The sequence below is a fragment of the Altererythrobacter chaiwopuensis genome (assembly GCF_054957735.1).
This window is the reverse complement of sequence record NZ_JBTXJF010000001.1, coordinates 1,357,679-1,371,935: the sequence shown is the minus strand read 5'-3', so window position 1 is coordinate 1,371,935 and position 14,257 is coordinate 1,357,679. Positions and strand designations below refer to the sequence as shown.

The window sequence follows — 14,257 nt, the reverse complement described above, 5'->3', positions numbered from 1 at the left end:
CTTGTCCTGCGCGCCGCCTTAATGGGCGGCGCATGACACTGCACCGTCTGCTCCTTTTGCTGCTCGCCGCCCTCGTCACCGCCTGTGCCACTGTGCCGCCAGGCGATGCCGCCACACCTCGGGCGGGAGTGGCCCAGCCATTCGTGATCGCGGCAAATCCAATGGCGGCAAAGGCCGGTATGGACGTGCTCGATCAGGGCGGGAGCGCAGTCGATGCAGCGATTGCGGTGCAGGCGATGCTTTCGCTGGTTGAGCCGCAGTCTTCGGGCATCGGCGGCGGTGCATTCCTGTCCTATTATGACCAGCAGTCGCGCAAGATAGCCATCTATGACGGGCGCGAAACCGCGCCTGCCGGGGCCACGCGAACGATGTTTCTGGGGCCGGATGGGGCGCCACTGGCGTTCCGCGAAGCAGTTATCAGCGGCCGGGCCACGGGAGTTCCCGGGGCTGTGGCGGCGCTGGCAATGGCGCACCGCGAACACGGCGCATTGGCATGGAGCAGCCTGTTCGATGCCGCGATCGAGACAGCGCAAGAAGGCTTTGTCATCAGCCCGCGGCTCGGGCGGTTCCTGACAAGACCCTTTCCCCAGCTGTCCACGCCAGATGCCAAGGCCTATTTCTCGCGGCCCGATGGCACTCTGCGGCAGGCCGGTGACCTGCTGGCCAACCCTGACTATGCGCGCTTCCTGCGGCGGCTGGCCGAGCATGGGCCGGAAGCGCTTTATGGCGGCAGCACTGCGGCAAAGATCGTAGAGCGTAGCCGCGCCGCACCGCTGGGCGGCACCATGACCATGGCCGATATCGCCGCCTATCGCCCGGTCAAGCGCGAAGCTGTGTGCCATCCCTATCGCGCCTATCTGGTATGCGCTCCGCCGCCGCCATCGAGCGGCGCGGCGCTGCTTCACCTGCTGGGCCTGCTCGAGCGGACTGATATCGCCGAGCGCGGCCCGCACGATCCGCAAGGGTGGTACCTGTTCGCCGAGGCAAGCCGGCTGATGTATGCTGATCGCGACGCCTATTTCGGCGATGGGGATTTTGTCTCGGTGCCGGTGCAGGGCATGCTCGAAGCTGCCTATCTTGACCGCCGTGCCGCGCTCATTGGCGAGCGTGCGGCGGCGAAGGCTTTGCCTGGCGATCCGGAGGGCTCGACGCAGGGCGTAGCGGACCAGACGCTGGAGCCGGCGGGCACATCGCATTTCATCGTGCGCGATGCGGCGGGCAATGTGGTTTCCATGACCACTACGGTCGAATCGATCTTCGGCACCGGCAGGATGGTCGACGGCTTTTTCCTCAACAACCAGCTGACGGATTTCTCATTCAACCCGCTGCAGCCCGATGGAGAGCTGGCCCCCAATGCGGTTGCACCGGGCAAGCGGCCGCGCTCGTCGATGAGCCCGCTCATCCTGCTTGATCAGGACGGAAGCTTCGCCGGCGCGATTGGATCGGCTGGCGGCAATTCGATCCTGGCCTATGTCGGCAAGTCGCTGGTAGCCGCGATCGACTGGAACCTCCCGATGCAGGAGGCGCTCGCCCTGCCCAATCTGGTCGCGCGCGGAGACAGGCCGATGGGCGAAGTGGAGAAGTTCGATCCTGCGGTCATCGCGGGGTTGAAGGAACGCGGCATCGCGCTTGTTCCCGGGCAAGGAGAGGATTCAGGGGTCCACGCCGTGCTGATCCGCCCCACTGAAGACGGGCGCGGCAGGGTTGATGGCGGATATGATCCACGCCGCGAAGGTGTGGTGCTGACCGGCGCGCGTTAGAGTGATTTCGAGTGAAATGGAACATTTCGCGGCTCGGAAATCACGCTAAAACAAGAATTTAGACTCAGATTTTGGTTCAATCAAAATCGAACAGAGTCTAGCGGCTTTCAGAGCCCACCGCCTCGGCAATGCTGGCGAAGCCTTCGCGCCGCATCAGGCGTTCCAACCCGCGCACGATCCTGGCCCCCAACCATGGGCCCTCATAGACCATCGCGCTGTATATCTGCACCAGACTGGCGCCGGCCTTGATCCGTTCCCATGCATCATCTGCGCTGGCAATACCGCCCACGCCCACCAGCGGGATCGCGCCGCCGGTGGCCTTGCGGAAATCGCGCAAACGCTCGAGCGCAAGTGGACGTAGCGGCGCGCCCGAAAGCCCACCAGTTTCCCCGGCATGGGATGATCTTAGCGGTGGACGTGAAATGGTTGTGTTGGACACGATCAGCGCGCCGAGCTGCTTGTCGAGTGCGATTCGGGCGATTGCATCGATGTCGGCCGGTTCGAGATCGGGCGCGACCTTGAGGAATATCGGCGGCGGCGCTTCGGGCATTGCTCCGGCACGCGCAGCCAGCACGGCATCGAGCAATTCCGCCAGAGCGCCTTCGTCCTGCAGCGCGCGCAGCCCCGGCGTGTTGGGGCTCGAGATATTTACCGCCAGATAGCTTGCATGCGGCGCCATCAGCCGGGTCATGGTGGCATAATCGGCAATGCGATCCTGCGAATCCTTGTTGGCGCCGATATTGATACCGACCACGCCCGCTCGGCTCTTGCGCGCAGCAAACTGTTCGAGCGCGGCCTGTGCACCACCATTGTTGAAGCCCATGCGATTGATCACTGCGCGATCCCGGGTCAGGCGAAACAGCCGCGGGAGCGGATTGCCTGCTTGCGGGAGCGGGGTGATTGACCCCACCTCTGCAAAGCCGAATCCCAGCCCCAGCAGCGCGTCGGGCACTTCCGCATCCTTGTCGAAACCGGCCGCCACGCCCACGGGGTTGGGAAAAGCAATTCCGGCGACTTCGGTGGCGAGAATCCCGGCTTTGGGCGGGTTGCGCTGCGGCAACATCTTCAGCCCGCCCACCGCGAGTCGGTGCGCGGCTTCCGAATCGAGCAGGAAAAGTGCCGGGCGAAGGAGGTCAAAGAGCATGAAGCACGCCTATGGCAAGCGTGGGCGCGCCTGTCGAGCACCGATCAAGCTTGACCGATTTATTTAATTGTTTCAGAATAATGACTTAAAAAGACCTGATTCAAATCAACTCTTGTCGTTTGCATACAATTCAGGACACTACGAATCGGTTAAGTGGGGACTGCGACCCGAAGGGCTCAGAGCAGCGATGCGAAGAGTTCCTCAACTTCAACGGCGGTCCCCCACAAGGGGACCGCCTTTTTTCGTTGAATTGGAGGCTGATGAAGAATCCAGACGAGCCGGGTGCTCCGCGTGAACGGAACAGATCCGACTTTGCGCTCACGCCGCAAAGCCTGTTCCAGCTCGACTATATCGCCGCGCCGCCTGCGCTCAGCGACTTCATCACCACGCTTTATCACTTTCGCTGCGATGCAGCGCTGATTCGCGATATCCAGCCGGCGGCGCTCGGTCAGCTCTCCATTTTTCCTCATGGTGTGGGTGAGATGCGGTTTCTTGATGGGCGGGTTGATCCCAGCCATGAAACCAATCTGCTCTCCCCCTTTTCAATGGCGGCACCGTTTGTGGTCGATGGACCATTCCATGCGATCGGGGCGGCCCTTTCGCCACTTGGCTGGGCCGCGTTGACCGGGCGCAGTGCGGCGAAATATAGTGATCGGTTCGTTCGTGCGGGCGAGTGGCTTGGCGATGAAGCAGACGCGATGGGCGGTGAATTATGCGCGGCCTATCGCAGTGGCGAGAAGAGCGGGCGCGATTGCGCGCTGGGTCTGTGCGATTATATCGCCGCGCATCTCAGGCCCGTGAAACCGCGCCACATCGAGCTTATTCATACCACCACACGCTGGCTTGGCTCCTCGCTCAATCCCGATCTTGCACAGCTCAACCATGAGGCGAGCTATTCAGAACGGCAGGTACAACGGCTGGTTGAGCGCTATTTCGGCCTTCCGCCGCGGGCCCTGGCGAGGAAGTACCGCGCTTTGCGCGCAGCTGCATTGATGGGCCTGCCGCAGCTTTCCGACGAATATGAAGCGCAATTGGGCGAGGCCTTTTACGACCAGTCGCACATGATTCGCGAGATCAGCCTGTTCGTGGGGCGCACGCCTGCGCGCCTGGCGGGCGATGAAAACCCCTATCTCGCGGAAATGCTCACGCCCAAGAATCTGCGCGAAGTGCGCATTCCCGGCGAAGTTGGAAACAAAGCGGCCCATCCGCTTGATGAGCCCTGACGCCGGCGAGGTGATCTTGATGCGGGCGCTTGTGACAACTTCTGCGGCAAGATGGCCTGCCATGTCGCTGAGCTACAATGGAAGTGACTAGCTATGGACTATCCCTGCTCACGCACCAAAAGAATGAGTTCCTCGCAAAGCCCTTGTTCGGTGCATGGGGCGGTTCGGTCCGTGGTTGGGTCGTAGATGACAGGCTATGCCGCCCCACTTTCACCTGGAATATTACGAACCTCCTCAAGGACTTGAGCGCCATCTGCTGGCGCTGTTTCATTTCGCCTGGGACGCGCCGGTGATCCATGAGCGCCACCCCGGGGCGCTCGCCCAATTGGTCCTTTTTCCACATGGAACCGGGACGGTGACGTTCGGGCAACGCGAAGATGCCATTCTGGGCGAAGCGTATATGATCAGCGCGTTTTCGACCGCTGTGCCCTATTCGATGAACGGCCCGTGGCACGCCATCGGGGCTTCGCTTTCCCCGTTCGGATGGGCCGCGCTAACCGGCCGCTCGGTCAAGGACCTGCTGGACAGAGTCCATCCCGCACACGAATTGCTGGGAGATGATATCAGGCAAGCCGCCCATAACATCAACACCGCCTATCGCGCCGGCAAACTAGACGGGCGGCAGGCCTGCAAGTGCCTCGCGCAATGGATCGAGGCACGGCTGCAACAACTGCCTCCTGCGCATGAACGCCTGATCGAACGCACAATCGACTGGCTCGGGCAGTCGCTCAAGCCCGATGTCGAAGCCCTGTTTGATCGCCTTGACTATTCACGCCGCCAGGCTGAGCGCCTTATCGAACAATATTTTGGCTTTCCGCCCGCCGCATTGGCACGCAAATATCGTGCGGTGCGCGCCGCATCGCTGCTGGCCCGTGCAAATCTTAGCGACAGGGCGGAATCCGAAATCGCGGAGGCATTCTATGACCAACCGCATATGGTGCGCGAAATCCGGCGCTATTGTGGCTATACACCTGCCAAGCTTGGCGGAAGCGATGAGCCGCTGTTTCTTACCCTGCTGCGGATGAAGAATCTCAGCCAGTTGGGCCGGTCGCGCACGAATGGTTGAGACCTTTTGCTAACGACTCGCAACAAGGGATTTCGCATTGAAACCCACCGAACCCGCTCCTAACTGCAAATACGAACGAATCAGTCTGATTTAAGTAGGAGCGCTATGCGCCTGTCGAACCTTGCCGATTATGCCGTCGTGACGATGAGCGCCGCCGCGCGCCATTGCGGCGGTGGGCGCGTTTCGGCAGCGGAACTGGCGGCGGAAACCGGCTTGCCCGCTCCAACGGTGCAAAAACTGGTCAGCAAGCTGACGGCGGCGGGCCTGCTGCGATCGATGCGCGGCGCGGGCGGCGGGCTGCAACTGGCGCGTCCGGCAGCAGCAATCAGCCTGGCCGATATTGTCGAGGCCGTTGAAGGGCCGATTGCGCTCGCTCAATGCATCGATGCGCATGCCTGCGGTTATGAGAAGGGGTGCGAGGTCAAACCGCATTGGCCGGTCATCAACCAGGCCCTGCGCGGAGCCCTGGCGGCCATTCCACTCACCCAACTGACTCGCATGGAAGAAGCCGTATGAGCGAAGAACTGAACATTCAGGATCGCCCCGAAATCGACAGGGAGGCGCACGAAGCTGCCGCCAAGGCCGCCGATTACGAGCACGGCTGGTCATCCGAAATCGAGACCGAATTCGCGGAAAAGGGCCTCAGTGAAGACACCGTCCGGTTCATTTCGGCCAAAAAGGGCGAGCCGGAATGGATGCTCGAATGGCGCCTCAAGGCTTTTCGCCTGTGGCAGACCATGGAAGAGCCTGACTGGGCCAGGGTTGGCTATCCGCCGATCGACTACCAGAACGCCTATTATTATGCCGCGCCCAAGAGGAAACCCACGCTGACTTCGCTTGACGAACTCGATCCCGAGATCAAGGCGGTCTATGACAAGCTCGGCATCCCTGTAGCCGAACAGGAAGTGCTCGCCGGGGTAGAAGGCGCGCGCAAGGTCGCGGTCGATGCTGTGTTCGACAGCGTAAGCGTTGCCACCACTTTTCGTGAGGAACTGAAGCGCGCGGGCGTGATCTTCCTCTCGATCTCCGAAGCGATCAGGGAATATCCCGAACTGGTGAAAAAGTGGCTGGGCAAGGTGGTGCCGCAGCATGACAATTTCTTCGCTACATTGAACTGCGCGGTCTTTTCCGACGGCACCTTTGTCTACGTGCCCGAGGGGGTGCGCTGCCCGATGGAACTCAGCACCTATTTCCGCATCAATGCCGAAAATACCGGCCAGTTCGAACGCACGCTGATCGTGGCGGAAAAGGGCAGCTATGTCAGCTACCTCGAAGGCTGCACCGCGCCAATGCGCGACGAGAACCAGCTCCACGCCGCAGTGGTGGAACTGGTCGCGCTGGAAGATGCCGAGATCAAATATTCGACCGTGCAGAACTGGTATCCCGGCGATGCCCAGGGCAAGGGCGGGATCTACAATTTCGTCACCAAGCGCGGGCTGTGCCAGGGCGCGCGCAGCAAGATTTCATGGACGCAGGTGGAAACCGGCAGCGCAGTGACGTGGAAATATCCGTCATGTGTCCTGAACGGCGAGGACAGCGTGGGCGAATTCTACTCGGTCGCCGTCACCAATAATTACCAGCAGGCCGATACCGGCACCAAGATGATCCACAATGGGCGCGGTTCGCGCTCGACCATCATCTCCAAGGGAATTTCTGCGGGCAAGAGCAACAACACCTATCGCGGCCTGGTGCGCGTCGGCCCCAATGCCGACAACGTGCGCAATTTCACCCAGTGCGATTCGCTGTTGCTGGGCGATCAGTGCGGCGCGCACACCGCGCCCTATATCGAGGTCAAGAACCCCACAGCGCAGATCGAGCACGAGGCGACCACTTCGAAAATCTCCGACGACCAGCTGTTCTACGCCATGCAGCGCGGATTGCCGCAGGAAGAGGCGGTGGCGCTGATCGTCAACGGCTTCGCCAAGGACGTGCTGAAGGAACTGCCGATGGAATTCGCAGTCGAGGCGCAGAAGCTGCTGGCGATTTCGCTTGAGGGGAGTGTGGGGTGATGAGCTTTACCGACAATCCGCTAGCCATCCTCAAGGGAATCTTTTTGCTGATCGCTGCCGGGGCATTCGCGTGGGGCGCATTTGGAGCTCTCCGTAAGAAATCTGCGCAAACCAGTTTCGGCACCTGGTCACCGAAAGAAACGCCTGTGCGCTTCTGGGCTTCGACTTCGCTCGGATTGTTTTCCGCACTATTGCTTATGGCCGCAGGGATTTCGGTTGCTTTGGGAGTAATTGAGTGATGAGCACCCGCAAAATCCTGAAGCTCCCGGAAGCGGATGCCACTGACACCCCCGGGCTCAAGAAGCGCGGTCGCGGCTGGGAAATCTCGGACAAGCGGCTCGACGTGCTGCACGAGCAGGCGCGCGAGATGCGGCGGCATTCGTCCGAAGCGCACAAGGCGCTCGCGGCGCGCTTCGCCAAGGCCGATCTCGGGCGCCACAAGTTCACCCGCCATGCGGTGGTGGGCAGCGCGATTGTCGATTTCAACTGCCACAGCCTCGGCATGGCGATCGATATCGACGAGGAAGGCGAAAACGAAGCGCTGGCGAAACGCCGCGACAAGAGCCTGGAGAGCGTCGGCATCCGGGTGATGCGGATCAAGGCCGCCGACATTCTCGAAAACATGGACGATGTCCTCGCCCGGATCACCGCCGGAATGCGCATACGGATCGCCGACAAGCGGGATGCCGCGCGCGCGCACAAGGAAGCCAACCCCAACCAGCACTATTCGCGCCCCACACCGCGCGCCCCGCAAGATCGGGCGCCAGCTGGAAGGAAGCCACGATGATCCGCACGCTTGCCTTTGTCGCCGCGCTGGGTGCTTCCGTACCCGTAGCCGCCACCAACGAAGCTGCGGAGCTGGCCGAATCGCGCTTGCGTGGCTGCCTGCTGGTTGGCTCCAGTGCAGCGCCGCAAACCGGGCTGGAGGAAGCGATCATCTCGGTACGCGCGTTTTGCGGCACCCAGATCCGGCGCGTGCGTGACGACCGGGTGGAGGCCGCGACCGCCGGCCTGTCGGGCGAGGCCCGCAAAGCTGCCGAGGACACCGCGATCCGTGCGCTCAATGACGAAATCGCCCTAACCATTGCCAATTTTACCGGACTGACATCCTGACCATGCTCGAAATCACCAACCTCCACGCCACTGTCGCCGACAAGCCCATCCTCAAAGGCCTGTCCCTCACCGTTGCGGCGGGCGAAATCCATGCGATCATGGGGCCGAACGGCGCAGGCAAATCGACGCTGGCCTATGTGCTGGGCGGGCGGCCCGGCTATGAAGTGACCGAAGGCAGCGTCACCTTCATGGGGCAGGATCTGTTTGCGATGGAGCCGCACGAACGAGCGGCTGCCGGCCTGTTCCTGGGCTTCCAATATCCGGTCGAAATCCCCGGCGTCTCATTTGTGCAGTTCCTGCGCGAAGCGCTCAATTCGCAGCGTAAGGCGCGCGGGGAAGACCCACTGTCGGGCGGCGATTTCCTCAAGCTGGCAAAGGCAAAGGCGGCCCTGCTCAAGCTCGACATGGAAATGCTCAAGCGGCAGGTGAACGTCGGCTTTTCGGGCGGCGAGAAGAAGCGCGCCGAAATGGTGCAGATGGGCATCCTCGATCCCACGTTTGCAGTGCTCGACGAAACCGACAGCGGGCTCGATATCGACGCGCTGCGCGTGGTGGGCGAGGGGATCAATGCGATCATGCGCGATCCCTCCAAGGGCGTGTTGCTGATTACGCATTACCAGCGCTTGCTCGACGTGGTGAAGCCAGACAAGGTTTCGGTGCTTGCCGCCGGGCGGATCGCCCAGACCGGCGGGCCCGAGCTGGCGCAGCGGCTGGAAGAAGAAGGCTATGACGCGGTTATGGCTGATGCCTGAAGCGGCGATCCTTGAGCGGCCTACCAATAGGGACGAGGCCTGGCGCTATGCCGATGCCGGCTATCTGGCGGAGGCGGAACTTGCCTTGCTGACCGGCTGGCAAGAGCTCCACATTCCGGCGGGCGAAGCGCGTGAGGAAACGCGAATTGTCGAAGCGGGCGTCGAACGTCTGCGCGTCAACGTGGGGCAGGGCGCGCGCTATGCCCTGTTCGCGATCAACGCGGCGGGGCCTTACGCCCGGCTCGAAGTCGAGGTGACGCTGGAAGAGGGCGCGCATTTCGAATTCGGCGGCGTGACCCTTGGCGGCGGCGACAAGGTGCAGGAATTTGTCACCCGCACGATCCATGCACAGCCCCATGCGACCTCGAACCAGGTTGTGCGCGCGGTGCAGTGGGGCCGCTCCACGGGCAATTTCCTTGGCCGGATCGAAGTGGTGAAGCACGCGCAAAAGACCGACGCCGCACAGAATTTCCGCGCGATGCTGCTGGAGAAGGGCGCCAGCGCGAATACCAAGCCGGAGCTCGAAATTTTCGCCGACGATGTGCAATGCGCGCATGGTGCGGCGATCGGCCAGCTTGATGAAGCCGCGCGTTATTACATGGCTGCGCGGGGGATCGCGCCCGATGTTGCGCGCAAGCTGCTGGTACAGGCATTCATCGGCGATGCCTTTGTCGAAATGAGCGACCAGTCACAGGCCGAATCGATGCTGGAGCGTGCGCTGGCGCAGCTTGACGAGGCCGCGCTGTGAGCAGCGCCGCCACCCTTTCACGCCTTGCCGATGCGCGGGCGCAGTTTCCCGGCATGGTGACCGCGGACGGCAATCCGTGGCACTATCTCGATACTGCTGCCACCGCGCAAAAGCCGCAAGCGGTGGTGGATGCGATGGCGCGCGCGCTGGGCAAGGATTATGCCACCGTGCACCGCGGGGTCTATGCGCGCTCGGCAGAGATGACCCTGCGCTATGAAGCTGCGCGTCGGCGGGTGGCGGAATTCATCGGCGGCAGGGAAGAAGAAGTGGTCTTCACTCGCGGCGCGACCGAGGCAATCAACCTGGTCGCCGCGACATGGGGCGCGGCCAATATCGGTGCGGGGGATCGCATTCTGCTGTCCACGCTCGAACATCACTCCAACATCGTGCCGTGGCAGATGCTGGCCGAGCGGGTGGGCGCGCAGATTGACGTGTGCCCGCTCACCGATGACGGGCAGATTGACCTTGATGCTGCCGAGGCCATGCTGAGCGAGCGGCACAAGCTGGTTGCGCTGGCGCATGTCTCGAACGTGCTCGGATCGGTGCTTGATTGCCGCCGCGCGGCGCGCTTGGCGCACAAGGTTGGCGCAAAGCTGTTGCTTGATGGCTGCCAGGCCGTTCCGCGCCTCCCCGTGGATGTGGCCGCGATTGATTGCGATTTCTATGTTTTCAGCGCGCACAAGCTCTATGGCCCGACCGGGATCGGTGCGTTGTGGGCGCGGGCCGAAGTCCTGGCCGAGATGCCGCCATATCAGGGCGGCGGCTCGATGATCGATCGCGTAACCTTTGCCAAAACCACATATGCCCCGCCGCCGCAGCGCTTCGAAGCGGGAACCCCGGCGATCGCAGAGGCAGTGGCATTGCATGCGGCGATCGACTTTGTCGAAGCCATCGGGCTCGATAGGATCCATGGGCATGAGGCGCAGCTGGTGGCGCAGTTGCGGGCAGAGCTTGGCGCCATGAACGATGTCACGCTGTTCGGCCCGGCAGATAGTGCCGGAATCGTAAGTTTCATGATGGACGGGGTTCACCCGCACGATCTGGGCACCATATTGGATGAAGCGAATGTGGCGATCCGCGCCGGGCATCATTGTGCGCAGCCGCTGATGGATCATCTGGGCGTGCCGGCTACGGCGCGGGCCAGTTTCGGGCTCTACTCGGATGAAAGCGATATCGCGGCGCTGCTCGAAGGCATCGCCAGAACCAGGAGGATATTCGGATGAACAAGCCATCCGAGGATAAGGAATTCGTGGCGGCTCCCTCGCCTGCCGAAGCGGTAGGGGGCGCGCTTCAGAAGCCAAGGCGCGCACGAGTGGAGGATGCTGTCGATCCTGATGAGACGCCGCGCGAAACCTTGGAGCGCAAACGCGATTATCTTGAGGGCTTTCTGGCCAAGAAGCCGGAAAATGTCTCGCCCGGCGAACCGGGAGGCGAGCTGCATGACGCAGTGATCGCGGCGCTCAAGGAAATCTATGACCCCGAAATTCCGGTCAACATCTATGATCTTGGCCTGATCTATGGCGTCGAGATCACTGACGATGCCGATGCGCTTGTAACCATGACGCTTACCACGCCGCATTGCCCGGTGGCCGAATCGATGCCCGGCGAAGTCGAGCTGCGCGCCGCCAGCGTGCCCGGTATCCGCGATGCCGAGGTCAGCCTGGTGTGGGATCCACCTTGGGGGCCGGACAAGATGAGCGACGAGGCCCGGCTCGAACTGGGGATGCTGTGATGCCAGAATCAGATAACGCAACGAAAACCCGCGAAATTCCCGCAGCCGTCAAGCTGACGCCCGCCGCCGAGGCGCGCATTGCCGAATTGATGGGCATGGCGCCTGAAGGCGCGATCGGGGTGAAGCTGTCGACCCCCCGGCGCGGCTGCTCGGGCCTTGCCTATTCGGTCGATTACGTCACCGAAGAGGCGAAGTTCGACGAAAAGATAGTGACCCCGGGCGGCGCGTTCTACATCGACGGGGCAAGCGTGCTCTACCTCGTCGGCAGCACGATGGATTGGGTGGAAGATGATTTCACCGCCGGTTTCGTGTTCGAAAATCCCAATGCCAAGGGCGCATGTGGCTGCGGCGAGTCCTTCATGGTGTGAATTCCACCGTGGTGGGCTGCGAACGGCGCCGGGCTGCGCTTCCGGTGCTCACGGACCTAAAAGTCCGCTGCGCGCCGGTTCTCGCGCGGCGTCGTTCTCGCTCCACCACGCCGTAATTTCATGACAGGCCTATAGAGTTTCAGCCCTCGTCGATGATCCGCGCGAGCAGAGCGCGTTCGAGATCGTCAACCTCGCCATCGGCGTCGATCATCTTCTCGAGCCATTCCTGCTCGAAATCGTCGACCAGGTTTCCGGCGGCGGCAGCCTCGGTATAGCTCTGGCCCTTATCATTCCTGCCGAAGACCTTGCCGAAATGGTTCCGCGCTTGCGGCACCTCGCGCGCCATGGCGCCGATGAAACGACCGACGCGCGCCTGGTTGTCGGCAACGAAAGCTTCAAGCTCCTTGACCCGTGCATGGTCGAGTTGCGCATTCTGCAGCTGGAAGCCCTTGAGGTAATTGGCCACACCGTCGACGAAGAGATCGTCCCACAGGGGCGAGTTCTCATCCTGCATGGTCGCATCTTTCAGGCGGAACAGCAGCTCGGCATCGTGGCGGCTGACGGCAGCAGGGCCATAGCCCCCGCTGGCAAAGATCACGCGGCGCAGCAGGCGGCATTCACTCGTGCTGATATGGCTTGCCGAAAGTTCGCCGCCGCAGCGCGTCGGGCCGTTGCCAGTCATGACCGCCTGTTCGATCTGGCGCAGGACATAGCGTTTGAAGAACTCTGGCACGTTCTGTGCCTTCTCAATCACGCTCACCAGCAGTTCCAGCTCGGCCATGGAGTCGAGCTTGCCGTCATGATCCAGCGCGCCGATCAGCCAGCGCGCCTCATCATCATCGCACATGCCGCGCGGTTCGGTGCCATTGAGCACGAATTCGCCGATCGCCTCGACGAAGAAATCGACCCATTCGTCCGAGGGCTGCTTGAGCAAGCGATTGATCGCGAAGATGGCTTCGGCTTCCTCGCGGTAGATCTTGCCGTCGCCCCAGCCGAGCTGGCGCAGCGAAAGCAGTTCTTCAGCAGTTAACTGGCCATCTTCCGCCACGCGGCTGGCCAGATCGGCAAATTGAATGCTCATCTTGCGCAGATCCCCTGATTAATGCGGGATTTCTATCGCAGAACAGACTTAAAACCGGGTTACCAGCCGCAATATCGGCTTCATTTGCCGCCCAGCGCTTTCACGCAGGCGGCGCGATCGACATCGAGCCCGTCGCTGGCGCGGCGTGCCTCTATATGCGTGGCCACCGGGTCCGCGCCAGGGCGCAGCGGATAGAGGAAGATGTCGAGCACACAGGGCTCACCGGCAAATTGCAGCTTGCGCGCATCGCCCTCGATCACATCAAGCCTGGGCTTGCCGAAGCGTCGTTCGAGCTGCGCTGCGCCCACTCCGATGACATTTTCGAGCCCCGGTGCGCGCATCAGCGGCGGCGGGATGAAGCCGGAAGTTGGCGGCGCGGGATCGCTTGGAGGCACGCGCACAGCCTGTGTTGGCGCGCCGCTTGACGATGGCCGGTCAGGGACCAGCACCGGCGCGCTTCCGGCCGAGACGCAGGCGGCAAGCAACGGCAGCGGGGCGATGGCGGCAAGGATTTGGCGAAAGGGACGCATGGCTTGTTCCTAGGTCGCTTTTGGACGGGAAAGTTGCACAAGGTGGGTTCCGGCCGCTGCACCGATAATTGGCGCCAGCAAATTGATGAAGGGCACCGCCATCAGCGCAGCGATCACGCCGCCCAGCAGCAGCCGGTCAAATCTGCTCACCGGGGATGGATCGGTTGGTGCCGGGCGATGGCGCAACCAGCCCATATCGGTAAGCTCGCGCCCCAGCAGCACCGCATTGACAAGCAGGAACACCACTGCGGGGCCGATCGCGGTGAACAGCAATACCAGCGCCACCGGCGCTGCGAGCGCGTTGAACAGGAGCGCGCGGCCAGCGCCGCGCAGGCTGTTGGCCAGGTCCCTGTGGAATGGCAGTTGGCGCGCTGTCACGGCGGCTTGCGGATAGTGCTTGCGCTCGACCGCGATCACCACCTCGTCAGCAAAGAACTGCAGCACGGCCAGGGCGACAACGCGAAACAGCAGCCACGCGGCCAGCAAGGTCAGCACCAATGACGCCAGATAGGTGGCTTCAGCTCCAATATTCATGCCGATATAGGTGCTTAGCGCCGCAATAGCCTGGAATGTCGCCACGCCGAGCAAGGCGAAAACCACAAGCGTCAGGGCAACACTCTTCGCCAGCACGCGCAGCACTGCGCGGTCACCCATTTGGCTGAAGGCAAGGCCGAGAGATTTGAGAACAGCGCTCATCCGAGTGTGCATTTCCCTGCGATTGCGCGACAAGT

At 62.2% G+C, this 14,257-nt stretch carries 17 protein-coding genes; 13 read left to right on the top strand and 4 right to left on the bottom strand.

The features are described 5' to 3' along the window. Positions 1-32 precede the first annotated feature (32 nt). Complete coding sequence (gene ggt, locus ACX3VQ_RS06630) at positions 33-1,760, top strand: gamma-glutamyltransferase (RefSeq protein ID WP_462580094.1); 1,728 nt, start codon at positions 33-35, stop codon at positions 1,758-1,760. A 97-nt stretch (positions 1,761-1,857) separates the two neighbouring features. Here the strand turns inward: ggt and ACX3VQ_RS06625 are convergent, their stop codons facing one another. Continuing rightward, positions 1,858-2,904, bottom strand: coding sequence for a quinone-dependent dihydroorotate dehydrogenase (locus ACX3VQ_RS06625; RefSeq protein WP_462580093.1), 1,047 nt, complete (start codon positions 2,902-2,904; stop codon positions 1,858-1,860). Between the two features lie 260 nt (positions 2,905-3,164). On the opposite strand from ACX3VQ_RS06625, the gene ACX3VQ_RS06620 reads away from it, so the two are divergent. From ACX3VQ_RS06620 to ACX3VQ_RS06565, 12 genes are all read left to right on the top strand, one after another. Continuing rightward, complete coding sequence (locus ACX3VQ_RS06620) at positions 3,165-4,127, top strand: helix-turn-helix domain-containing protein (RefSeq protein ID WP_462580092.1); 963 nt, start codon at positions 3,165-3,167, stop codon at positions 4,125-4,127. A 196-nt stretch (positions 4,128-4,323) separates the two neighbouring features. Next, the gene (locus tag ACX3VQ_RS06615) at positions 4,324-5,193 is read left to right on the top strand and encodes a helix-turn-helix transcriptional regulator (RefSeq protein WP_462570879.1); all 870 of its coding nucleotides are present in this window, start codon (positions 4,324-4,326) and stop codon (positions 5,191-5,193) included. A 105-nt stretch (positions 5,194-5,298) separates the two neighbouring features. Continuing rightward, positions 5,299-5,709, top strand: coding sequence for an SUF system Fe-S cluster assembly regulator (locus ACX3VQ_RS06610; RefSeq protein WP_462570880.1), 411 nt, complete (start codon positions 5,299-5,301; stop codon positions 5,707-5,709). Beyond that, positions 5,706-7,202, top strand: a complete 1,497-nt coding sequence (gene sufB, locus ACX3VQ_RS06605; RefSeq protein WP_462580091.1) for a Fe-S cluster assembly protein SufB — start codon at positions 5,706-5,708, stop codon at positions 7,200-7,202. Before ACX3VQ_RS06610 ends, sufB begins: the two co-directional genes overlap by 4 nt. Beyond that, positions 7,202-7,441, top strand: a complete 240-nt coding sequence (locus tag ACX3VQ_RS06600; RefSeq protein ID WP_462580090.1) for a hypothetical protein — start codon at positions 7,202-7,204, stop codon at positions 7,439-7,441. The genes sufB and ACX3VQ_RS06600 overlap by 1 nt, the downstream gene beginning before the upstream one ends. Next, positions 7,441-7,989: an endonuclease domain-containing protein gene (locus ACX3VQ_RS06595; protein WP_462580089.1), complete on the top strand. Its 549-nt coding sequence runs from the start codon at positions 7,441-7,443 to the stop codon at positions 7,987-7,989. The genes ACX3VQ_RS06600 and ACX3VQ_RS06595 overlap by 1 nt, the downstream gene beginning before the upstream one ends. Next, a complete protein-coding gene (locus tag ACX3VQ_RS06590) occupies positions 7,986-8,315 on the top strand; it encodes a hypothetical protein (RefSeq protein WP_462580088.1) in 330 nt (109 codons plus the stop codon). Before ACX3VQ_RS06595 ends, ACX3VQ_RS06590 begins: the two co-directional genes overlap by 4 nt. 2 nt (positions 8,316-8,317) lie before the next feature. Continuing rightward, positions 8,318-9,067 carry a Fe-S cluster assembly ATPase SufC gene (gene sufC, locus ACX3VQ_RS06585; protein WP_462580086.1) on the top strand — a complete coding sequence of 250 codons (750 nt, stop codon included), beginning with the start codon at positions 8,318-8,320 and terminating at the stop codon, positions 9,065-9,067. Then, positions 9,042-9,815: a SufD family Fe-S cluster assembly protein gene (locus ACX3VQ_RS06580; RefSeq protein WP_462580085.1), complete on the top strand. Its 774-nt coding sequence runs from the start codon at positions 9,042-9,044 to the stop codon at positions 9,813-9,815. Before sufC ends, ACX3VQ_RS06580 begins: the two co-directional genes overlap by 26 nt. Before the next feature lie 53 nt (positions 9,816-9,868). Then, a complete protein-coding gene (locus tag ACX3VQ_RS06575; protein WP_462580716.1) occupies positions 9,869-11,038 on the top strand; it encodes a cysteine desulfurase in 1,170 nt (389 codons plus the stop codon). Then, positions 11,035-11,547 carry an SUF system Fe-S cluster assembly protein gene (locus tag ACX3VQ_RS06570; protein WP_462570888.1) on the top strand — a complete coding sequence of 171 codons (513 nt, stop codon included), beginning with the start codon at positions 11,035-11,037 and terminating at the stop codon, positions 11,545-11,547. Before ACX3VQ_RS06575 ends, ACX3VQ_RS06570 begins: the two co-directional genes overlap by 4 nt. Beyond that, positions 11,547-11,915: a HesB/IscA family protein gene (locus ACX3VQ_RS06565; protein WP_462570889.1), complete on the top strand. Its 369-nt coding sequence runs from the start codon at positions 11,547-11,549 to the stop codon at positions 11,913-11,915. The genes ACX3VQ_RS06570 and ACX3VQ_RS06565 overlap by 1 nt, the downstream gene beginning before the upstream one ends. A 139-nt stretch (positions 11,916-12,054) precedes the next feature. Here ACX3VQ_RS06565 and ACX3VQ_RS06560 read toward each other — a convergent pair whose 3' ends face one another. The 3 genes from ACX3VQ_RS06560 to ACX3VQ_RS06550 all read right to left on the bottom strand — a co-directional run bounded on the left by ACX3VQ_RS06560 (position 12,055) and on the right by ACX3VQ_RS06550 (position 14,222). Then, positions 12,055-12,996 carry a hypothetical protein gene (locus ACX3VQ_RS06560; protein ID WP_462580084.1) on the bottom strand — a complete coding sequence of 314 codons (942 nt, stop codon included), beginning with the start codon at positions 12,994-12,996 and terminating at the stop codon, positions 12,055-12,057. An 80-nt stretch (positions 12,997-13,076) separates the two neighbouring features. Beyond that, a complete protein-coding gene (locus ACX3VQ_RS06555; RefSeq protein WP_462570892.1) occupies positions 13,077-13,526 on the bottom strand; it encodes a hypothetical protein in 450 nt (149 codons plus the stop codon). 9 nt (positions 13,527-13,535) lie between these two features. After that, positions 13,536-14,222 (bottom strand): EI24 domain-containing protein, encoded by a 687-nt coding sequence (locus ACX3VQ_RS06550; protein WP_462580083.1) that lies wholly within the window; start codon positions 14,220-14,222, stop codon positions 13,536-13,538. Positions 14,223-14,257 lie beyond the last annotated feature (35 nt).